We start from the raw sequence: 22,319 nt of genomic DNA, 5'->3' as shown, positions 1-22,319 counted from the left end.
AGTTTCTCCAATAAGACTTATTGAAAATAAGCTCTACTAAAATTATCGCTCGCACGAAGACGTTTAAAATCGCAGCTCCAATTGTAAAAACAGCCCCCGCTATCATTAAAAAAAGAGAGTTTGATATTAAATAGATTACAAATATCAATGTTCCAACAAGCGCAGAATAGTAAGCTATTTTTTTGCCTAAGTAATTCATTTGAGGTTCAGGTATTTCTTTCATTTTAATGTTTTAAAAGTGCTTTGAAATTCAAAGTTAAAGTTCGAAAAAAATAGCTTACAGCTTCCTGATCATTTTTTCGAGCGCATCTAAATGCGCCTTAAAAGCTTGCCTGCCCAATTCGGTGATGGAGTAGGTAGTACTCGTTTTACGCCCAATAAAACCTTTGTGTACCTTGATAAATTCAGCCTGTTCTAATGTGTTCAGGTGTGAAGCTAAATTGCCATCTGTCAATTCGAGCATTTGTTTTAAGTCGTTAAAGCCAATTTCATTGTTTACCACCAGCATAGACATAACGCCCAGCCTGATCCGGCTATCGAATATTTTATTTAAATCTGCTATCGGGTTTTTCATCGTTACTGACCTCGCTCATATTTAAAATACATTAAAAGACCATAAACAATGTGTAGTATGCCGAAGCCCAAAGCCCAGAAAATTAATCCATAACCAACATAAAACATACAGATCAATCCTAATATCACCTCGCAAAAGCCTAAATAACGGATATCACTGTAGGTAAACTTACTGGCGTTAATCAAGGCTAAACCATAAAAAATGAGGCAGCTCGGCGCGATAATGCTATAGGTATTTGGGTGGTTAATTAATAAAGCTATGATAAATAATCCTCCGGTAAACAAAGGAATAAATAAGTTGATTAAAAGTGATTTAGAGGTTTTATCCCAGATTGGGAGATTGTTTTTCTGACTTTTTCTGTAGGTAAATAAAACACCGCCAGCCAAAGCAATTATCAAAACAAAGAGCCCTAGTTTGATCAGGTTAAATTCGAGATCCATTTCCCCATCCACGCCATAACCATAACCTCTTTTATTAATGAATTTGTTGATTTCATCATTTGCAAAATAAGCACCAATTAACGCTATCGCACCTGCGAAAACACCTGATAGACCACTCAAAGAAATAAATCTTGATGACCTGTCCATCATATTTCTGATATCTTTTAAGGTACTTAGTTGTTCTTCCGGGCTTTTCATTTTTAAAAGTGCTTTGTTTTTCAAAGTTATATAGAAAATTGAGATTTGCAAATCTTTTTTTTCCTTCGGGGGGATTGCACAGATAAATGGATTACACAGATTTAAATTTTTAACTGTTAGGATTGGTTTCTGATTTTTGCTATGCCTTCAGCTTTGTGCCTTGGCCGTAATTATCCCACTTTAGTTTTTTTCTTTTGTGCTTTGGCCTTTCTGCTTTCTGCTTTGGTCTTTCCGCTTTAGTCTTTCCTCTTTCTGCTTTAGTCATTAGTCTTTCTGCTTTGGTCTTTCCGCTTTTTTATTAAATTTGAACCATGCTAAAAGCCACTGGAATTAGAAAATCGTACGGAAATCTGCACATTTTAAAGGGAGTAAATTTTGAAGTGCAAAAAGGAGAGATTGTAAGTATAATTGGGCCATCTGGTGCCGGGAAAAGTACTTTGTTACATATTCTCGGTACATTGGATAGGCCTGACGAGGGATCTGTAGAATTAAAAGGTACGGTTATAAATAAACTGAATGGCGATTTGTTGAGTAATTTCCGAAATCAGAATATAGGTTTTGTATTTCAATTCCACCATTTGTTGCCAGAGTTTAGTGCCATTGAAAATATCTGTATTCCAGCGTTTATCGCTAAAACGAGCAAAAAGCAGGCTGAAAATAGGGCTTTTGAACTTTTAGATCTGTTCGGACTTAAGGATAGGGCGCACCATAAGCCCAATCAGTTGTCTGGCGGTGAACAACAACGCGTGTCCATAGCACGGGCATTGATCAATAGTCCCTCAATTATATTGGCTGATGAGCCCTCGGGAAATTTAGACTCGGAAAATGCAGCAGGATTGCACCAATTGTTTGTGAGTTTGCGTGATAATTTCCATCAAACGTTTGTAATCGTTACGCACAACGAACACCTGGCCAAAACCAGCGATCGGGTGGTGAGTATGAAGGATGGATTGATCGTATAAGATTATAATTATTCTTTCATTCAGTTATTCACTAACTCAGTCATTCACCAATTTATTCATTCAATCATTAAATTTTGAAAATACTTATTACAGGCGGCAATCATTCAAAAGCTTTAAAGCTGATGAAAGCCTTTCCTACCCATTTTGTTTTATTGGCCGATTATGGTGATGTACCGGGTATGGTAACTGAAAACTATGCGTTTTCATCTTTGGGACTGCTCAATAAAGATAGCATAGCGCATATTTTATTAAATTTTTGCATTACTGAGGGGATTGATAGTATTATTCCGCTACATCAATTTGAGGTTGAGCCGGTTGCTAAGTCGGCTGTACTTTTTGGTGAGTATGGCATTCAGGTTTTATTGCCTGATGCGAGTTTAATAGCTGGTTATATAGCTAACGAACAAACTACTTTTCAAAATTTTGCGGTCTTTGTAAAGGGAGAATGCATATTTGCGAGCGGAAAGGAAATTTTTGTCAGCACTGATGAAAAATTAAACGGGGTGTTCGGCTACAATGTTGCTGATGATGAACTGAAACTTTTTACTATTTAATATGGATGCAAGCGAATACATTAAAGATAAGCAGCTGGTAATTTTTGAGCTCGATGATGTGTTATTTCCGGAGAAAGATTATTTGCTACAGGTTTATTATCTTTTTTCACAATTTATAGAGTATACCGAGCAAAAAAACGCACAGCCCATTCTGGAGTTTATGCGTAACGAATACGAAAACATTGGTACTGAAAATCTTTTTCAGAAAACAGCTAACCAGTTTGGCATTGATACCAAATATGAATATAACTTCAACCTCCTGCATCAGAATGCCCGTTTGCCCTTAAAGCTTTTGCTTTATAAAAATATGCTAGAATTTATGCAGGCGCTGGTGGTAGACCGTAAAAAAATTGTAATTGTAACAACTGGCAATCCTGAGCAACAGCTTAATAAAATTAAGCAGACCGAATGGAATGGACTAGAGCAATATCTTACCGTGTACTTTGTTGAGGAACTGGGGCAGCCAAAAGCGGAAATTTTTCAGAACATATTAAGCGACAACAATTTATTAGCCAGCCAGGCGTTAGTTGTTGGTGCAAATAAATTTGATGAGCAACAATCCAAATCAATTAATTTGCAGTATATTGTATCATTAGAAATTTACAAATAATATGCTTAGAAAGTTTATTTCACAGAACACCTTTTTCTGTGCTTTGATTATTTTGCTTGGGTTTACAGCATCCTGTAAAAAAGCGAATAATAACCCTGATAGCAATATTAATGGGGAATCAAATCTTTTGCAGACACCAACAAGCGATAGATCACTACTAACCAGAGATTCGATTTTTTTATATGCTAAACAAACCTATTTCTGGAATGTTGGCATGCCTAATTACGATACCTTTAATCCAAGGCAATATAGCTCAAACAATGCAATTATTGCAGCAATTAAGGCTTTGCCAAGCACCGGCGGAAAAGATAAATATTCATTTATTGATGATGGATCTGTAGCCAGTCAGCTTGGTGGGGTGGGGGGTGATTATGGCTTTTCTGCAAATTTCGACGCAACTGACCTTTTGCGGGTTAAATATGTATATCCAGGCTCTCCTGCCGATTTAAAAGGTTTAAAACGTGGTTATCAGTTAGTTAAGGTTAATGGAGGCGGAACTTCCAGATCAAGCAGTACTGATATTGCCAATCTGAATGCTTCTATATTTGGCGACAATCCTTCAATTTCATTAACCTTTGTTAAACCAGGTGGTGGCACACAGGATATTGTTATCAACCGCGCCAGTTATAATATCAATCCTGTTTTATTTACCAATACCTATACTATAGGTGCAAAAAAAGTGGGCTATATTGTATTTAATAGTTTTACCACCAATGCTGCTGCTGCTTTGGACGCTGCTTTTTCGAAATTTACTACAGATGGTATTACCGAATTGGTAGTTGATTTGAGGTACAATGGCGGAGGTTCTGTGGCTACTTCCGAATTGTTTACCAACTTAATTGCGCCGCCAGCGCAAAACGGTAAAGTGATGTATACTACTTACTGGACACAAACCATGCAGGACAATCAGGCCACTATTCTTCAAAACCAGAAGTTCTATGCCAAAGGTAATGATGGTGTAACGCGGATGTATTCTTATTTTGATTATTCTTATAAACCGACGGCTGCAGCCGGCAACCAGGAAATTTTCGCCAAGCGCGGAGCTTTAAACGGGTTAACGCGCGTTTATTTTCTGGTTACCAGTGGCACGGCTTCTGCCAGTGAGTTATTAATCAATAACTTAAAGCCAGTAGTGGATGTTAAATTAATCGGTAAAACCACTTATGGCAAACCTGTAGGTTTCTTTTCCATTCGAATTGATAAAAACGATTTATATATTCCGCAGTTTCAAACCAAAAACCAGTTAAATCAGGGCGATTATTTTATGGGAATGAACGTTGATAAAGATGTTGCAGATGACCTGACCAAAGATTTCGGTGACCCATCAGAAAAAATGCTCGCGCAGGCTTTGTATTATTCTGCCAACAATAACTTCTCTGCACTGGCTAAAGATAATGTAATTAGCAGTACTTCGGGTGTAGGTAGACAACAAATAGATGCAGCGAACGAAAAACTCGATCATGAGTTTAAAGGAATGGTCGAAACCAGAAAACTGAGGTTTAAATAATTGATAATATTTTGTACCAAAATGGCCGGTTTTGTATTCCAAATCTGGCCATTTTTATATATTTATTACAATATCTGATCAAATAAGTATTGCATTTTTTTAAAAAAATTAATAAGCTTGTTTAACATTAATCGTTAAAGAGATCCATGCCGATAGAAATTGTAGAAAAGGAACACATTAGTTATTTAAATATCATCAATGCAAAAGAAGATCATTCCCAGGAACTGAAAACCAAGCTTGCTGAAGCGCAAAGATTGGGTAATGAATTTAAATCAAAAGCCGTTATCACTTTTAATACGACTATTGGACCAAAACGTGTTGATACTACCGTTTGGGCAGTCACAGAAAAATACATACAGCTCAAAAACAATATTCATATTCCATTAAAAAGTTTAATAGATATAGATTTTTAAGCTTGCTTTAAGGAAATAAAATCATCCCGAATTTATTTAACCTTATTAGATGATGAGCACGCTACATAAAATTGCCTTAACTTTTATTAAGTCTATTGGCCCGGTAACGGCAAAAAACCTGCTGGCTTACTGTGGAAACGCCGAAAATGTATTTTCTGCAAGTAAAAAGCAGCTTCTGCAGATTCCGGGCATTGGAGAAAAAACAATTGAAGCCATTCGTGGTAGCGATGCGCTGACGAGGGCCAGGCAAGAATTGGATTTTGTTGAAAAGCATGGAATAGAAGTATTGTTTTTTTCTGACGAAAAATATCCTAAAAGGCTAAAGAATTGCATCGATTCACCCATACTGCTTTATGCCAAAGGTACAGTTGATTTCAACCAGCAACGGATCATCAGCGTTGTTGGAACCCGTAATGCAACAAATTATGGTAAAAACCTATGCAAAGAACTATGCGAAGTTTTATCGCCATACAATGTTTTAATCGTGAGCGGACTGGCATACGGTATTGATGTAACCACGCACAAAGAATGTCTGGCCCATCATATCCCAACCGTTGGCGTACTTGGCCATGGCTTAGATCGGATGTATCCAAAAATCCATAAAGCGGTGGCTCAAAAGATGGTTCTGAATGGAGGTCTGCTCACCGAATTTCCAATCCTAACCAATCCCGACCGTCCTAATTTTCCGCAAAGAAACCGTATTATTGCGGGTATTGCAGATGCTACGGTTGTAGTTGAAGCATCCATTAAAGGAGGTGCATTAATTACTGCAGAAATAGCAAATTCTTATAATAAAGATGTATATGCTTTTCCAGGTAGAACGAACGATGTGTTTTCGGAAGGATGTAATTTTCTAATTAAGACCAATAGGGCCGGATTAATTAATAATGCCAACGACCTGATCTATTACCTTGGCTGGGATGAAGAATTGAAGGCCAAACAGCATGTCAAGCAAACTACCCTGCAATTAAGTCTTACCGCTAATGAGCAGGGGGTTGTAGATGCTTTACAAAATGGTCAACTTTCCATAGATGAACTTTCCCTTCAGTTAAATATTCAGCAAAGTAAACTGGCTATTGTTATCCTTACCCTGGAGATGCAGGGCATTATTGTTTCTTTGCCCGGGAAAATTTATAAACTGGCATAAAACGATATCCTCGCGGTAAAACCTATTATTTGTTAAAAGTTGAATGTTGAGACCTAATTTTTAATTTAGAAATAACCTCCTTTTAGAAGCTGGGACGAACAATTAAATCGCATTTTACCCAATAATCAATCTATAATGTCTATAATAATTATAGATTATGAAATTAAATTCCTTTAAAATTAAATTTTAAAAATTATGTTTTGAATAAAATATAGTTTATAAAATACTTGATGCCTTTTCTTAATTTTGTGACATGTGGTACAATAATATTCTAGAAACCATCGGTAATACACCTCTGGTTAAATTAAACACGATAACAAAGGGAGTTCCGGGAACAATTCTGGCAAAAATCGAAACGACTAATCCGGGCAATTCGATTAAAGACCGTATGGCGGTTAAAATGATTGAAGATGCCGAGAAAAGCGGGAAGTTAAAACCAGGCGGAACTATTATAGAAGGTACATCAGGAAATACCGGGATGGGCCTTGCCATGGCGGCCATTATTAAAGGTTATAAATGTATCTTTACCACAACAGATAAACAATCGAAAGAAAAAGTAGATGCCTTACGTGCCTTTGGTGCCGAGGTAATTGTTTGTCCTACAAATGTTGATCCTGAAGATCCCCGTTCATATTATTCTGTTTCCTCACGTTTGGAACGCGAGGTTCCAAATTCCTGGAAACCTAATCAGTATGATAATTTAGCCAATTCACAGGCTCATTATGAACAGACTGGTCCCGAAATATGGGAACAGACAGAAGGTAAAATTACGCACCTGGTGGTTGGCGTAGGTACAGGTGGAACCATTTCCGGAACAGGGAAATATCTGAAAGAAAAGAATCCGAATATTAAAATCTGGGGAATTGATACCTATGGCTCAGTTTTTAAAAAGTATAAGGAAACGGGTATTTTTGACAAGGATGAAATCTATCCCTACATCACTGAAGGCATTGGCGAAGATTTCCTTCCTGCAAATGTAAATTTTGACGTGATTGACCTGTTTGAAAAGGTTACAGATAAAGATGCTGCGTTAATGACCCGTGATATTGCACGCAAAGAAGGAATTTTTGTAGGTAACTCTGCCGGCGCTGCAATTGGGGGCTTAATCCAGTTAAAAGATCAACTAAAGCCGGAAGATGTAGTGGTGGTTATTTTCCATGACCACGGTAGCCGTTACATGGGTAAAATGTATAATGAAGACTGGTTGCGTGAACGCGGATTTTTACAGGACGAAAAACTAACGGCAAAATCAATTTTGTCTAAAAAAGAAAGTACAGAGATTGTAACCCTTGATGCACAAAAATCTGTGCTTGAAGCCATAAATACCATTAAATCAATGAATATATCTCAAATTCCGGTAACCCAACAGGGAATGATTGTAGGTAAAGTTGCTGAAAGTGATATTTTAAGTGCCTTGTTGGAAAATCCGGGATTGAAATCGGCGCCGATTTCAGAAATTATGACCGCTACTTTTCCTTTTGTAGACCTGAATACTTCTATTGATAAAATTTCTTCACTGATCAATAAAGAAAATTCAGCAGTTCTGGTGGAAGATGAATCTGGAAAGATCGAAATTATCACCCAGTATGATATTATTAATGCGATATCAGGATAAGGGGATGTAAGATGGAAAATATAGGATGGATGATGTAAGATAGAAAGTTTCGGTACTTAACTCTTTAATTTACCGTCATTTCGAGCGGAGTGTAACGCAGTCGAGAAATCTGTCTCGAGAATAGATCTCTCTCCCGAACGTTCGGGACTGCGCTTCAGTCGAGATGACGCTACGTTTTTAACTCTTTCAGTGGGTAACGATGAGCAAGGCAGTTCCTACGATCGTCATCCTGAACTTGTTTCAGGATCTTTATAAGCTAAAGTTCGATATAATATTTCTTCTTGATAGCTTATATCGGCTTTTTGATCAAGTGGCGGTCACCCTGAACCGAGCCTTAGCGAGCTCACCGAAGGTAATTAATTTCAGGGTCTTAATGTTAAGAATAATAGATGCTGAAATAAATTCAGCATGACGATTCTAATTATAAGGTAACCATAAAAAACGTCCGGATAATTATTACCCGGACGTTTTAGTATATGCTATTTTGGCTTTAAGCTTTAGTCTTTCTGCTTTAAGCTTAATGGCTCGGCGCATCGGCATTTACTCGTTTAATCTGAGCGCCTAAAGCACGCAAACGGGTGTCGATATCCTGGTAACCCCGCTCAATCTGTTCGATGTTATAAATGGTCGATTTACCCTCTGCAGATAAAGCTGCAATCAGCAAGGAAACTCCTGCTCTGATGTCCGGAGAAGTCATGCTGATCCCACGGAGTTTGTATTTTTTATCGATACCATTAACCGTAGCACGGTGCGGATCGCAAAGGATAATCTGTGCGCCCATATCAATCAGTTTATCCACGAAGAATAAGCGGCTTTCAAACATTTTCTGATGAATCAGCACGTTCCCTTTTGCCTGCGTAGCTACAACCAACACAATACTCAATAAATCAGGGGTAAAACCCGGCCATGGAGAATCGGCGATGGTTAAGATAGAGCCATCAATAAAAGTGTCAATTTCGTAATGTTTTTGAGATGGTATGTAAATATCATCACCACGGCGCTCTAATTTAATACCCAGTTTTTTGAAAACCTCTGGTATCACGCCAAGTTCATCGTAACAAACATCTTTAATGGTAATTTCCGATTCTGTCATCGCTGCCATACCAATAAAAGAACCAATTTCGATCATATCGGGCAGCATTCTATGCTCGGTTCCACCTAAAACCTTTACACCTTCAATGGTTAGTAAATTAGAACCAATGCCCGAAATTTTTGCACCCATGCGGTTTAGCATTTTGCAAAGCTGTTGTAAATACGGTTCGCAGGCTGCATTGTAAATGGTAGTGGTACCTTTAGCCAGAACTGCCGCCATAACAATGTTTGCCGTTCCGGTTACCGATGCTTCATCTAACAGAATGTAGGCACCTTGTAAATTGGTGGCATCTACATTAAAGAAAGCCTTTTTGCTATCGTAAACAAATTTTGCGCCCAGTTTTTCGAAACCGATAAAGTGGGTGTCCAACCTTCTGCGACCGATCTTATCGCCGCCTGGTTTGGGGATAGCAGCCTTGCCAAAACGAGCCAATAATGGTCCTACAATCATGATCGAACCACGTAAGCCACCGCCTTTGGCTTTAAAAGTATCAGATTCAAAGAAATTTAAATCGATATTTTTAGCCTCAAAGGAATAGGTATCTTTATTAATGCGTTCAACAATAACGCCCAAATCGCCAAGTAATTCAATCAGTTTGTTTACGTCTTTAATATCAGGAATATTGCTGATGGTTACTTTTTGTTCGGTCAGCAATACTGCAGATAAAATCTGTAAAGCTTCGTTTTTGGCACCTTGTGGAGTGATTTCGCCTTTTAATTTAATTCCGCCGGTTATCTCAAATGCGTTCATATATTTTGTAGTAATTAGTATCAAGTAGTAAGTATTAAGGTCAGGTAGACATTTAACCTTCCGCCTTTTCACCTTCTCACTTTTACCGTTTCTTAATATTTGGGTTTATTGTTGTTGCGTTGACGGTTATTATTGTTATTGTTGTTCTGGCGGTTTTTACCGTTATTGTTATTATTGTTGTTTCTTCCCCGGTTATTGTTATTATTATTTTGACGTGGATTTTGCGCTCTAAACTCCACTTTTGCCAAATTAACGCCTTCATCTAATGATAACAGTCCGCCAGAAAGATATTTTAGATCTTTAATAATGGTATCATCACTCACGTTATCCTTATTCCAGGTAACATAAGCCATTTTCATAAAATTTGCAATGCTTTGAACCATTGCCTTCTTAATTTCTGGATTTTCCTCGCGCATGGCTTTTTCGATTAGATTCTCAACCGTTTTACCATAATGTTTGTAGGTAATTCTTTGTTGAGGATAGGCCAGAGGAGCTGGTTTAATATAGGCATTTTCGATTAATGGCTTTGGATATGGGCTATCTACATCTATCTGGTAACCAGAGATAATGTGCAGGTGATCCCAAAGCTTATGTTTAAAATCGGCAACATCACGCAGATGTGGTTGCAAGAACCCCATCAGGTCGATCACTGCCTGGGCATATTTATTACGTTCTTCTATGGTGGGCAATTCGCAGATATACTTCACCATGTTTTGTACGTTGCGGCCATATTCAGATAAAATTAAATGGCTACGCGTAGTATTATAGTCAAAATTCATGTACAGATAAATTAATGGGTAAATTTTCCGGCGATACGAATTATGAAATAACCAGAGGAGTTTAGGTTATGAATTCACCGAAATGTCTATTGCCGGACTTTCGTTTTATATCTTCAAAGTTAGTAAAATTATTTGATTCGTGTTATTCTTATCTAAATTGGGATCTTTTAGTTTATTTTTTGGAAATGTTCGTTCATAGTTCTTGGCTTGTTCAGCCCCGTTATCCGCTATAGTCCTGATGAAGGATCAGGAGCTGCCGCTACTACCGGGTTTATTAAACCAGGTGTTTTGCTCGTCTGAGAAACCTGGCCAGCTTGTCTATCGTCCTCGTTTGTAACGATGAAGGAAGAGAATGGCAATTTTATTGCCTTAATGCTACCAACCGCATAGCGAATGCGGATCTCGCTGATCCTCGTTTTAAATGAGGAATATTTGTGATAAGTGCCTTAAACCTCATCACTATTTTTCGGGTAATCAAAAAACACCAGTTTTCCGGTTCCTTTACTTACCATTTGCCATGAGTCAAAAGGAAAAGAAATTAATACCATACCTGCAGTTGGAATGTTATAAATATCGGCATCGCATAACTCGTTCGCAAAATCTGTAAAACCAGGATTATGACCAAACATCACGATATGATCCGCGCCATTATTCAAACGATTAACTACCTGAAGTAAAGCTGTGGTGTTCGCCTCGTAAATAGATTCTTCGAACTGAATGTGGTCTATATTGTAGGCTTCTGCAAAATATTTAGCGGTAGATTTGGCTCTTTTTGCCGGGCTGCTCACCATCAGGTCGACGTTAAAACCGCGTTTAATTAATCTTTCGGCCATTTCTGGTGCATTTTCTTTGCCGCGTTTGTTCAATGGGCGATCGAAATCACGTAAATTTGTATTTCCCCAATCCGATTTACCGTGGCGGACGAGAAGTAATTGTTTAGCCATTTAATTTCTCTTTGATTTTGTTAACAATGGTTTCAGGCTTAATTAAGTCCATACAGTTTTCAACACCGCAAAGGCAGGGTTTGTTTCCATAAATAGAGTTTGGCCTTGCGGGATGATCGATCTGGATGCAATCATTTTCTAGCTGTCCATATCCTAAAAAACCAGCGTGAGGATGGGTTGGCCCCCAGATAGATATGACAGGTATACCGACAAGTGACGCCATATGCATGCCAGAGGAGTCCATGCTTAACATTAAATCTAAGTTGGAGATAATGGCAAGTTCTTCCGTTAAATTAAAGTTTCCAATTAAATTATAAGTGTTCTGATACGTTTTGGCCCATTTTTCGGCAATGTCCTGCTCTGATTTACCACCTCCAAATATAAAAAGCTCATAACCTGATTGGCTTAATAAGGCAATTACTACTTCCATTTTTTCAAACGAATATACTTTATAGATATGCTGTGCAAAAGGAGAGATGCCGATTTTTTTTGTGGTTTGATCGCTAAACAATGCTTTTGCCTTTTCGGGTAAAGCCTGTGCTGACTTGTTGATTCTGTGACTGAGTTTAATGCTAAAACCTAATTCGCGGAAAACATCGGCATAACGCTCAACAGTTTGTCTGAGCGGCTTAAATATCTTTTTATTGGCACGGGTTAAGGCTTTTTTCTCCGCTCTTCCTTTATCTATGCGTTTAATTTTTGTCCCTGTTAAACGAAAAAAAGTAGAAATTGCCCTGCTTCTTAAATTATCATGTAAATCGGCTATAGCATCTGGCTTGTAGCGGCGGAGCTCCTGATAAAGTTGAAATAGTCCACTTATCCCTTTATGGATGTTTTTTGGTTGGATAGGATGGAAAAGCAAATTGGGAATATGTTCAAAAAAAGGTTTAAAAGCTGGTCGGCTAACCATAATGAGCTCAACCGCAGGATTCTGCGCTCTAAATTCTTGTAAAACAGATGCCACCATGGCTACGTCACCCATTGCTGAAAAACGTAAAACGATTATTTTTTGGGTTGTTGACATGTTTTTCAAGTAGGTCGTCATTGCGAGAAGGCTTTTTCAGCCGACGAAGCAATCTTAAAACGATCGCTACTAGCGTGCGCATTAAGATTGCTTCGTGCCTCGCAATGACGATTTGAACTATTATGCTTTATTATACAACACCGGATTTAAACTCGGGTCGTTATACATTTTCATTTGTTTATACACTTTCATGTATTTTTTGCCAGCTTCGATATCTGCGAGTAACTCATCAATACTGGTCGAAAGGTCTGCTTTTTGAGCTAGAAGTACATTGAGTTTAGTTTGGCATTGCGCACGGTGTTCAGCAGATGCGCTTTCGCGTTCAGCTTCTTCCTGCATATGGTAAATTTTCAGGGCCAAAATAGAAAGCCTGTCTATTGCCCATGCCGGACTCTCCGTATTGATTTTTGCATCTGGCAAAGGCGTAATCCCTTGATATAGGTTTAAGAAATAGCCATCAATAAACTCTACCATATCGGTACGTACCTGGTTTTGGGCGTCAATGCGTCTCTTCCAGCTCAAACCATCAACAGGATCAATCTGTGGATTGCGCACTACATCTTCCATGTGCCACTGAGCGGTATCAATCCAGTTTTTGATATAAAAAAGATGCTCTAAAGTTTCGGCATCGTAAGGGTTTTCAACCGGATGGTCAATATCATCAAATTTGTGATAGTCTGTAATAACCTGATTAAATATGCGGTTGGCAATTTCACTGATCATGGGGCAAAGATATTAAAAGATTTCTTATGGTTTAAATACGAAGATTTGGGGAACATACAGTTTTTTCCTGACGGGATGATTACACAGATTAGGAGATTCCACCGATGTTTTTGAAGATATTTTAAACAAGCTTTCTTGAGTTCTGTTAAACCCTAAACCCTAAACCCTAAACCCTAAACCCTAAACCCTAAACCCTAAACCCTAAACCCTAAACCTTCTTACTATTAAAGTATGCAGTAATCTCCTCTAAGGTGAAAGCATTCAAACATTTGTCGGCGCTTAAACCGCCTTTGCGGGCTACTGAAATACCGTAATGCATGTCATGAAAACCTTCGGTACGGTGGGCATCGGGATTTACAGACAGTAATACACCTTTTTCAAGCGCATAGCGGTGCCAGCGCCAATCTAAATCTAAACGTAAGGGATTGGCATTGATTTCGATTACTACGCTATTGGCCGCACAGGCGTCGATAATTTTTTTATAATCAATAGGGTAGCCGGCCCTGCTCAATAACAAACGTCCGGTGGGATGTCCTAAGATAGTGGTATAGGGGTTTTCAATTGCTTTTAATAAACGGGCAGTTGCTTTGGCTTCATCCATACGGAGGTTACTGTGCACAGAAGCTACCACAAAATCGAATGTTTTAAGGATGTCATCTGAATAATCGAGCGATCCATCGCTTAAAATATCACTTTCAATCCCTTTGAAAATTTTAAATGGAGCAAGTTTTTTATTTAATCCATCAATTTCCTGGTGTTGCGCAAAAACACGCTGTTCGTTTAATCCTTTCGCATAAACTGCGGTTTTAGAGTGGTCACAGATACCGAGATATTGCAGGTTTAAATTATCCTTACAATACAGCGCCATTTGCTCTAGTGTATGCACACCATCGCTCCAGGTAGAGTGGTTATGCAAACTACCCTTCAAATCCTCATATTGGATTAATGCTGGAAGTTTATTTGCTTTAGCCAGTTCAATTTCATTGAAATCTTCACGTAGCTCGGGCTCGATAAAAGCTAATCCAGCCTTACTGTAAATCTCTTCTTCATTTACGAAAGGGCCGTTGCCTGCTAAAGCCAGTACTTTTTCAACGTGTTCTTTATTTCCGGTTAAGGCAAACCATTCTAAATAAAAGGCTGATCTTTCCGTCACATAGATTTTGATCCTGAGTCCGGCCTCAGTGGTCCAAATGTAAGATTGCTCCGCTTCAATCAGAGAAAGTTGTTCAAACGAAGGTAAATTTTGCTTAATGGCGTCAATATGTTCTGTACCAATCACCATTTCGAGTTCATCAATGATCTCACATGCACGGCGGTACTGACCAGCAAAGCCTAAAAGTGCAGCATGGTCAATTTTTTCGGCCCAACCTGCAAGTTGTGTAAACAAGGTTTTAGCAAATCCTTCTACCTGTGCATATAAAAATCTGCCGTTGGCAGCCAGTTTAAATTCAATGGCATTTTTAATTTCTTCCTGCGTTTTTAAACCAAAACCCTTGGCTTCAATCAATCGGTTTTCATTGCAGGCGTAATATAGTTCACCGATATTTTCAATTCCCAGCGTACGCCAGATGATGAATATTTTTTTTGGTCCGATGCCTTTTATACCCAGCATTTCTACCACACCTTCGGGTGTTCTTTGGAGTATTTCATTAAGCTCTTGTAGTTCTCCGGTTTGAAGAAGTTCTATGATTTTAGAAGCCAACCCTTTACCTATACCATCTATTTTATCCAGTTCATCCAGAGGTTTGTCTTTTAAGGCAAAAGGCAGTTTATCTACCTTAAAGTAAGCATTGGCCACTGATTTTATCTTGAAGGGATTTTCTTCATGCAGTTCCATGAGCTGCGATAAGAGGCGTAAGGTGCGGGCGATGGTCTTGTTTTCCATAAAGGGTAAAATTAGGAAATAATGCCTCAAATTTTGATCATGCTGATCAGTTTCTAAACACAATTTTATTAAAGCGTTGTTTTACACTCATGAAATTTACAAAAACTGTCCTCTTAGGACTAAGCATAAGTATCCTTGCTTGTCAATCTGAAAGGAAAACTGATGAAAATAAACCAGATTCGTTAACAGGCACTACTTCTGTTTCCGCACAAGCGGTTGATGAATGGTTCCTGGTTGTCGCAGGTCATTCAATAGGAGAGATAAGTCTTGGCGAAGATATGCAGCAGGTAAGCGCAAAACTTGGAAGACCTGATTTTAGCGATGCAGCCATGGGCAAAGCCTGGGGAATTTGGTACAGCAGCGATTCAACAGCCAACGGAAAGAATGAGGTGGCTATTTATTCTTCTTACCGGGATACCAGTATGCAGGTGAAAGATGTAAAGCAGATCAGGATCACTTCAAATGAATTTAAAACAAGGGATGGTCTAGCTACCGGCGTTAGTTTGGAGGACACTAAGCTGAAAATCCAGGGTATCAACAAACTTTACGCTTATCTGAATGAAAAAAAAGATACGGTAGTTGTTTATGATGCGAAAAAAGAGGGGATCGGTTTTGAGTTTTTAAAAGGGAAAAGCATTGCCTTAACTGTACATCCGGCAAATATTGCGCTTAACCAAACTTATCTGACCTTGCACCCGGAATGGAAACTGATTAATTAGGGATAAAGTAAAATGTAAAATGGAATAGGGGGTAGTTCCGTCTTCCATTTTACATCCTCCGTCTTACATCATCTTCATCTTATATTATCTTATGACCGCTTCAAACGGCATCCTGGCCTGTATTCCGGAGCTTGCCATCACTTTTTTCATCTGTTGGTAAAGCATATAATTATCGCCCAGTTCCTGTTTGGTATAATAGGTTTTAATCTTGTCTGTACCTTCATCCAATAACGATTTCCATGGGTCTATTACATCCGGATATTCTACTACCTTATAATTCTTTAGTTTTGCTTTTTTGGCAGCGGCCTTAATTGCATCTTTAAAACCTCCGATTCTATCAGCCAATCCAATTTGAACGGCATCTGTACCAATCCAAACGTGTCCACCGCCAATACTGTCGATATAGGCTTTACTTTTCTTTCTACCATCGGCCACACGACTTACAAAACCACTATAAACCCTGTTCAGTTCATTTTGAATAATAAATCTTTCGCCTTCAGTCATCGGGCGGTTAGTGGCCATGATATCTGCATATTTACCCGTCTTCACACCATCAAATGTAATGCCCAGTTTGTTGGTCATTAAATTTTGGAAATTTGGAATAATGCCAAACACCCCTATCGAACCGGTAATGGTATTCGGCTGTACAAAAATGCTGTCGGCAGCGCAACCAATATAATAACCACCTGAAGCGGCCACATCGCCGAAAGATGCAATAACCGGTTTTTCTTTTCTGGTTAACACAACCTCTCTCCATATGACGTCAGAAGCTAAAGCACTGCCTCCGGGTGAGTTGATGCGGAGTACAACTGCTTTAATATCATCATCTAAACGTGCCTTCCTGATTGCCCTGGAAATGCGCTCCGAGCCGATCTGGTTGTCAGAACCTTCGCCGCCATTAATTTCACCATTGGCGTAAATTACCGCAACTTTGTCTTTACCTTCTCCGGTATCGCTATTATTCTTCGCATAATCGTTAATCGAAACAGAACGGATATTCTCTCCTCTGGTTCTGCCGGATAATCCTTTTAATTCCTCTAAAATCTGATCTTTATATTTTAAAGCATCGATCATTTTAAAGTTTACTGCATCTTGCGGCTGTCGTATTTTGTAATTATCAGCGATGTTATACAGGCTATCTTTCTGGATATTTCTGCTTTCGGCAATATCACTTAAGAATGTGTTATATAATCCACCAACATAAGCCGTTACCTGCTTACGGTTGTAATCGCTCATTTTATCTAAAATAAAAGGCTCAACTGCACTTTTGTAGTTTCCAACACGAATCACCTGCATTTCTACACCAACTTTTTCTAATGTGCCTTTAAAAAAAGTAAGTTCTGAGCTGAAACCTTTAAATTCTAATGCGCCCTCAGGATTTAAATATACTTTATCAGCAACTGAAGCCAAATAATAGGCTCCCTGAGTATATACTTCGCTATAAGCGATGATTTTTTTATGCGATTTTTTAAAATCAATCAGTGCATTTCTAACCTCGCGTAAAGTAGCAAAACCTGCATTCGGACTGCTTACATTCAGGTAGATACATTTAATATTATCGTCTGTTTTGGCTTTTTGCAACGCCTTTAGGAAGTCGTTCAGGCCTATCGCATCTTTTTCATCACCACCAACAATTGGCAGGTTACCAAATGTTTTTTTTGGCGTACGTTCTGTAATGGCTTGATCTAGATTCAGAAATAGTACTGAATTGTTAGAAACCGTAATGGTTTTGTCAGTATCAATAGAAGATACTAATCCCACTACAACGATGAAGCAGATTACAAAAACGATTATGATTGATAAGAAAAAGCCCAACATGGAGGCAAATAAATACTTAAAGAATTCTCTCATTTAAATTTTAATTTTGTGCTGTAAAGATATAAAAATACATGATGCTTAATCAAGCTTTAGAGTACCATACGGCTTATTTGTTACTAGGTGGGAATTTAGGCGATAGAGTGGCAAATCTGAAAAAAGCCATTGAACTGTTGACTGATAAAGTGGGCGGGGTTTTATCTGTCTCTTCCCTTTATGAAACGGCTGCCTGGGGCAAAACCGACCAACCGGCATTTTTAAACCAGGCTGTTGCTTTGCAAACCCGTTTAAGTGCTTTGGAAGTTTTGGATCTTGCATTAAATATTGAGCAGGAGCTGGGGAGGGTGAGGAAAGATAAATGGGGGGAGCGTTTAATTGATATTGATCTTATCCTTTTTGGAGATCAGGTGATCAACATTCCCGATAAACTTCAGGTGCCTCATCCGCATATGCAGCATAGAAAATTTGTAATGGAACCTTTGGCTGAGATTGCCCCTGATGTTTTGCATCCTGTGCTTGGAGAAACCATGTTGTCGATCTGCCGAAATATAAGCGATCCGCTTGAGGTTAAAAAGTTTTAATTGGTCAAGAATATAGCTAAATCATTCAGCCAATCCTTTACTTAAGGGAAAGACTAAATCTTCTGATCTGGTGTTGTTCCTTTAAAATGAAGAAAAGATAAAGCAATATACAGTACCAGTACAAAAGGTATCGCCGCAAATTGTAGAAATGCAATTAATATGGCCGAGAGGATGAGGAAAATAAATTTGATTTTATTTTTCGCCCAACTCAAATTGCTGAATTTTAAAGAGAATATTTTTATTTCGCTTACCAGTAAAAAGCTGGTGATCGCCGTAATAGCAATCAGCAAAATGCTGGAGGAAATAATCTGTGGATAATCATGCGCAATAAAAGGCAGCGAACAGATGAATAAGGTATTCATTGGCGTATTTAAGCCAATGAAATCTTCCGTTTGCCGGCTATCGTTGTTGAATTTTGCCAATCTGATTGCAGAGAAAACTGTGATGATAAAGCCCAGGTAGGGAAGGTATTCAGAAGAATAGTCACTTGCTTTTAGTAAATGAAACATAATCACCCCAGGTAAAAAGCCAAAACTCACCATATCCGCCAAAGAATCCAGATCTTTCCCTATGGCCGATTTAACATTTAATAAACGGGCAACCATACCATCAAAAAAATCAAATATTCCGGATAAAATAACGAAATAAGCTGTGGTTTCTAAATGACCTTTAAATGCAAAAACGATCCCGATGCAGCCAGAAAAAAGATTTGCACAGGTAATCGCATTAGGAAGATTTTTTTTTAACATGGGGTTAGGCGCTAAGCGCATGGGGTTTGAAACGCATTACTCCAAACCCCAAACGCCAAACTTATTTAGCTGTTCATCGAAATTAAGAACTCTTCGTTACTTTTTGTTCCTTTTATTTGAGATTGAACAAATTCCATTGCTTCCTGGCTGTTCATGTCAGCAAGGTGGTTACGTAAAATCCACACGCGCTGTAACGTATCTCTGTCGTGCAATAAATCATCGCGACGGGTACTTGATGCTGTAATATCGATAGCCGGGAAAATACGTTTGTTAGATAATTTACGATCTAACTGAAGTTCCATGTTACCGGTTCCTTTAAATTCTTCGAAAATTACCTCATCCATTTTAGAACCGGTATCGGTTAATGCGGTAGCTAAAATGGTTAATGAACCACCGTTTTCGATGTTACGTGCCGCACCAAAGAAACGTTTTGGTTTGTGCAGGGCGTTAGCATCAACACCACCTGATAATATTTTACCAGATGCAGGTGCTGTAGTGTTATATGCTCTGGCTAAACGGGTAATCGAATCTAATAGAATAACTACATCATGTCCGCTTTCTACCAAACGTTTCGATTTCTCTAAAACAATGTTGGCAATTTTAACATGTCGTTCAGCTGGCTCATCAAAGGTTGAGGCAATTACCTCCGCTCTTACACTGCGAGCCATATCAGTCACCTCTTCCGGACGCTCATCTATTAGTAAGATAATTAAATAAACTTCCGGATGGTTTTTGGCAATGGCGTTGGCCACCTCTTTCAATAAATTGGTTTTACCTGTTTTAGGCTGTGCCACAATTAAACCACGCTGTCCTTTACCAATTGGCGTAAATAAATCCATAATACGGGTAGAATAGTTGTTCGTATCCGTAAACAGGTTTAATCTTTCTGTTGGGAAAAGTGGTGTTAAATAATCAAAAGGAACGCGGTCACGTACTTCAGCAGGGATCCTGCCATTAATGGTTTCTACACGAACCAACGGGAAATATTTTTCTCCTTCTTTAGGCGGACGGATGCTACCTTTTACGGTATCACCGGTTTTTAATCCAAAGAGCTTGATTTGAGACTGTGATACATAAATATCATCAGGAGAAGTTAAATAGTTGTAATCTGCCGAGCGTAAGAAACCATATCCATCAGGCATAATTTCCAGAACACCTTCGTTTGTGATGACGTTATCGAAATCCAGGTTAGAGTAACTGTTTTCGTTTTTATGATGATTGCCACCGCCGGGTTGCTTTTGCTGGCGGTTTTCATCACGTTGTGGCTTTTCCTGTTTTTCTTTAGGCTCTTGTTTTTGCTTTGGTGCTACCGGAAGTACTTCTGCACTTTCCTCTATCAAAGCCGAAATCGGTTTTACACTTTCTTCACTATCATTGGTTCTGTCGGGCTGCTTCTCATGCTGAGGCTCGTCAAACAAAGTAACCGCATCTCTTCTTTTTTCAACTGGTGCTGCGGATTCAGTTTTTGTTAACCTTGTTCTTTTTTTAACCGGCTTTTCATCTTTAGCGAGAGGCTTCTCATCTGTAGTAGCGGCTTTTTCAGCGATTACCGAAGAAGCTGCTGTTGCTGCTGCGGCAACTTTCGGTGCTTTTGCGGCTTTGGTTTTAGGTGCACGTGTGGCTGTAACAGGTTCAGTTTCACTATAAGGATCTGCACCTGATTTAGCAGCATTTATAATTTCTTGCTGGTGTAAAAGTACTTCAACAAGGTCGATTTTTCTTAGGGAGTCGGCACCTTCAATGCCATAGCTTTTTGCCAGCTCACGTAATTCTGTTGTGAGCTTATCATTTAATTCTGTTTTACTAAACATTCTAAATATATATGTTTCAAGAAATTTTTCATTTGTTTATAACGGATGTTTTCTGTTATAAATTTGCACAGGCTTAAAAAATATTTGTGTTAGCGCAAGCCCGGCTTTCATTGTGCATAAGTTCTTAAGGCTATAAAACATTAATTGAGGTCACTAGAGATAGTGCTCAAATTGTTTCATAATTGTTTACAAGCTGAATAAAAAGCAATATTTGCTTTTAAAAAATGGTAACAAAAAACAAGTCTTGATAAATTTTTCTGGGATATTCAGATAAACGATTGAGAAATTATGGTGCAATTGTATGTATTTGAAACGTAATCTGCAAGCAAAAGTTTAAAATGTTTATAAAAATAATTAATGTGAACATTATTTTGTCGCTCGGAAAACTTAAAAATCTTCATATTTGCAGCAAATAAGCACATATATGACCAAGCAACAACTCTTCGAGCAGATACAAAACAAACGTTCTTTTTTATGTGTAGGACTAGATTCTTCGCTAGATAAGATACCACAACACTTGTTAAGGTACGAAAATCCAATTCTGGAATTTAATAAGCAGATTATCGATGCTACGAAAGATTTGTGTGTCGCTTATAAACCAAACACCGCTTTTTATGAGTGTTATGGTAAAAAAGGCTGGGAAACTTTAACTGAAACCTGGAAATATATACCAAACGATATTTTTTCTATTGCAGATGCTAAACGTGGCGATATTGGCAACACCTCTGCCATGTATGCGGAAACATTTTTTAATGAGGCATCATCTGAGATGAGTTTCGATTCGGTTACTGTTGCGCCGTATATGGGGAGCGATTCGGTAAGTCCGTTTTTAAATTTTAAAGATAAATGGGTAATTCTACTGGCTTTAACTTCAAATGCAGGGCATGCCGATTTTCAATTGCAGGAAGTTGGAGAAGACAGGCTGTTTGAAAAAGTGATTAAAATCTCACAAACCTGGGCTACAGATGAGCAGATGATGTATGTAGTTGGTGCTACGCGCGGTGCGGCATTTGGTGATGTACGCAAACTTGCCCCGGATCATTTCCTTTTGGTGCCCGGAGTTGGTGCACAAGGTGGAGATTTAGGTGAAGTGTGTAAGTATGGATTAAATTCTCAATGTGGATTATTGATCAATTCATCAAGGGGAATTATCTATGCCAGCCAGGGTGAAGACTTTGCCGAAAAGGCAAGAGAAGAGGCCTTAAAACTGCAACAGGAAATGGAGCAGATTTTGGTTAAGGCGGGGCTGGTGTAAGGAAACTGAATATCGCTTGTTACTTGAGAAATATTTATCGTATACAATTCAGTATTAAGAGCCTGTTTAAAATTAAGTGAAATTTATTTCGTATGTCAGTCTGAGCCTAGTTGAAGACAATCTTTTTATAGTTAAGAGAAGCACTTCGACAGGCTACCATTGACGTTATTT

General features: G+C 38.5%; 21 protein-coding genes. 10 read left to right on the top strand and 11 right to left on the bottom strand.

What is annotated here, in order from left to right; all coding sequences use genetic code 11:
• Nucleotides 1-277: 277 nt before the first annotated feature.
• Nucleotides 278-574, bottom strand: a complete 297-nt coding sequence (locus DV942_RS04785; RefSeq protein ID WP_090982174.1) for a winged helix-turn-helix domain-containing protein — start codon at nucleotides 572-574, stop codon at nucleotides 278-280.
• Nucleotides 575-576: 2 nt separating this feature from the next.
• On the bottom strand, nucleotides 577-1,212 hold the full coding sequence (locus tag DV942_RS04780; protein ID WP_145855706.1) for a hypothetical protein: 636 nt from the start codon (nucleotides 1,210-1,212) through the stop codon (nucleotides 577-579).
• Nucleotides 1,213-1,523: 311 nt separating this feature from the next.
• On the opposite strand from DV942_RS04780, the gene DV942_RS04775 reads away from it, so the two are divergent.
• The 7 genes from DV942_RS04775 to DV942_RS04745 all read left to right on the top strand — a co-directional run bounded on the left by DV942_RS04775 (nucleotide 1,524) and on the right by DV942_RS04745 (nucleotide 8,020).
• Nucleotides 1,524-2,174 carry an ABC transporter ATP-binding protein gene (locus DV942_RS04775; RefSeq protein ID WP_090982176.1) on the top strand — a complete coding sequence of 217 codons (651 nt, stop codon included), beginning with the start codon at nucleotides 1,524-1,526 and terminating at the stop codon, nucleotides 2,172-2,174.
• A 74-nt stretch (nucleotides 2,175-2,248) separates the two neighbouring features.
• Nucleotides 2,249-2,728: an ATP-grasp domain-containing protein gene (locus DV942_RS04770; protein ID WP_145855704.1), complete on the top strand. Its 480-nt coding sequence runs from the start codon at nucleotides 2,249-2,251 to the stop codon at nucleotides 2,726-2,728.
• Nucleotide 2,729: 1 nt separating this feature from the next.
• A complete protein-coding gene (locus DV942_RS04765; RefSeq protein WP_145855702.1) occupies nucleotides 2,730-3,338 on the top strand; it encodes an HAD family hydrolase in 609 nt (202 codons plus the stop codon).
• A 1-nt stretch (nucleotide 3,339) separates the two neighbouring features.
• Complete coding sequence (locus tag DV942_RS04760) at nucleotides 3,340-4,845, top strand: S41 family peptidase (protein WP_145855700.1); 1,506 nt, start codon at nucleotides 3,340-3,342, stop codon at nucleotides 4,843-4,845.
• A 146-nt stretch (nucleotides 4,846-4,991) separates the two neighbouring features.
• A complete protein-coding gene (locus tag DV942_RS04755; RefSeq protein WP_090982182.1) occupies nucleotides 4,992-5,258 on the top strand; it encodes a hypothetical protein in 267 nt (88 codons plus the stop codon).
• 52 nt (nucleotides 5,259-5,310) lie between these two features.
• Nucleotides 5,311-6,405: a DNA-processing protein DprA gene (dprA, locus tag DV942_RS04750; RefSeq protein WP_145861602.1), complete on the top strand. Its 1,095-nt coding sequence runs from the start codon at nucleotides 5,311-5,313 to the stop codon at nucleotides 6,403-6,405.
• A 253-nt stretch (nucleotides 6,406-6,658) separates the two neighbouring features.
• A complete protein-coding gene (locus DV942_RS04745) occupies nucleotides 6,659-8,020 on the top strand; it encodes a pyridoxal-phosphate dependent enzyme (RefSeq protein ID WP_090982186.1) in 1,362 nt (453 codons plus the stop codon).
• A gap of 517 nt (nucleotides 8,021-8,537) precedes the next feature.
• On the opposite strand, the gene murA is transcribed toward DV942_RS04745, so the two are convergent.
• The 6 genes from murA to DV942_RS04715 form a co-directional block, all read right to left on the bottom strand.
• Nucleotides 8,538-9,863 carry a UDP-N-acetylglucosamine 1-carboxyvinyltransferase gene (gene murA, locus DV942_RS04740; protein WP_090982190.1) on the bottom strand — a complete coding sequence of 442 codons (1,326 nt, stop codon included), beginning with the start codon at nucleotides 9,861-9,863 and terminating at the stop codon, nucleotides 8,538-8,540.
• A 92-nt stretch (nucleotides 9,864-9,955) separates the two neighbouring features.
• On the bottom strand, nucleotides 9,956-10,642 hold the full coding sequence (locus DV942_RS04735; protein ID WP_090982192.1) for a DUF4290 domain-containing protein: 687 nt from the start codon (nucleotides 10,640-10,642) through the stop codon (nucleotides 9,956-9,958).
• Between the two features lie 446 nt (nucleotides 10,643-11,088).
• Nucleotides 11,089-11,586 carry a SixA phosphatase family protein gene (locus DV942_RS04730; protein ID WP_145855698.1) on the bottom strand — a complete coding sequence of 166 codons (498 nt, stop codon included), beginning with the start codon at nucleotides 11,584-11,586 and terminating at the stop codon, nucleotides 11,089-11,091.
• On the bottom strand, nucleotides 11,579-12,610 hold the full coding sequence (locus tag DV942_RS04725; RefSeq protein ID WP_145855696.1) for a glycosyltransferase family 9 protein: 1,032 nt from the start codon (nucleotides 12,608-12,610) through the stop codon (nucleotides 11,579-11,581). Before DV942_RS04725 ends, DV942_RS04730 begins: the two co-directional genes overlap by 8 nt.
• Nucleotides 12,611-12,730: 120 nt before the next feature.
• On the bottom strand, nucleotides 12,731-13,333 hold the full coding sequence (locus DV942_RS04720) for a DUF4254 domain-containing protein (protein WP_145855694.1): 603 nt from the start codon (nucleotides 13,331-13,333) through the stop codon (nucleotides 12,731-12,733).
• A gap of 208 nt (nucleotides 13,334-13,541) precedes the next feature.
• Entirely contained in the window at nucleotides 13,542-15,218 is a 1,677-nt protein-coding gene (locus DV942_RS04715; protein ID WP_145855692.1) for a helix-hairpin-helix domain-containing protein, read from the bottom strand.
• 89 nt (nucleotides 15,219-15,307) lie between these two features.
• Here DV942_RS04715 and DV942_RS04710 point away from each other — a divergent pair, with 89 nt between their 5' ends.
• A complete protein-coding gene (locus tag DV942_RS04710) occupies nucleotides 15,308-15,937 on the top strand; it encodes a hypothetical protein (protein ID WP_145855690.1) in 630 nt (209 codons plus the stop codon).
• Between the two features lie 84 nt (nucleotides 15,938-16,021).
• Here the strand turns inward: DV942_RS04710 and sppA are convergent, their stop codons facing one another.
• A complete protein-coding gene (sppA, locus tag DV942_RS04705; RefSeq protein WP_145855688.1) occupies nucleotides 16,022-17,788 on the bottom strand; it encodes a signal peptide peptidase SppA in 1,767 nt (588 codons plus the stop codon).
• Between the two features lie 38 nt (nucleotides 17,789-17,826).
• On the opposite strand from sppA, the gene folK reads away from it, so the two are divergent.
• The gene (folK, locus tag DV942_RS04700) at nucleotides 17,827-18,333 is read left to right on the top strand and encodes a 2-amino-4-hydroxy-6-hydroxymethyldihydropteridine diphosphokinase (protein WP_145855685.1); all 507 of its coding nucleotides are present in this window, start codon (nucleotides 17,827-17,829) and stop codon (nucleotides 18,331-18,333) included.
• 53 nt (nucleotides 18,334-18,386) lie between these two features.
• Here folK and pssA read toward each other — a convergent pair whose 3' ends face one another.
• Nucleotides 18,387-19,082, bottom strand: coding sequence for a CDP-diacylglycerol--serine O-phosphatidyltransferase (gene pssA / locus DV942_RS04695; RefSeq protein WP_145855683.1), 696 nt, complete (start codon nucleotides 19,080-19,082; stop codon nucleotides 18,387-18,389).
• 65 nt (nucleotides 19,083-19,147) lie between these two features.
• A complete protein-coding gene (gene rho, locus DV942_RS04690; protein WP_090982208.1) occupies nucleotides 19,148-20,893 on the bottom strand; it encodes a transcription termination factor Rho in 1,746 nt (581 codons plus the stop codon).
• 424 nt (nucleotides 20,894-21,317) lie between these two features.
• Here rho and pyrF point away from each other — a divergent pair, with 424 nt between their 5' ends.
• Complete coding sequence (gene pyrF, locus DV942_RS04685; RefSeq protein WP_145855681.1) at nucleotides 21,318-22,148, top strand: orotidine-5'-phosphate decarboxylase; 831 nt, start codon at nucleotides 21,318-21,320, stop codon at nucleotides 22,146-22,148.
• Nucleotides 22,149-22,319 lie beyond the last annotated feature (171 nt).

Origin of the sequence: Pedobacter suwonensis (assembly GCF_007833675.1) — a bacterium.
Taxonomy (GTDB): Bacteria; Bacteroidota; Bacteroidia; order Sphingobacteriales; family Sphingobacteriaceae; genus Pedobacter; species Pedobacter suwonensis.
Note: the sequence above shows the minus strand (reverse complement) of the source record. Positions and strands in the feature narration are given on the sequence as shown.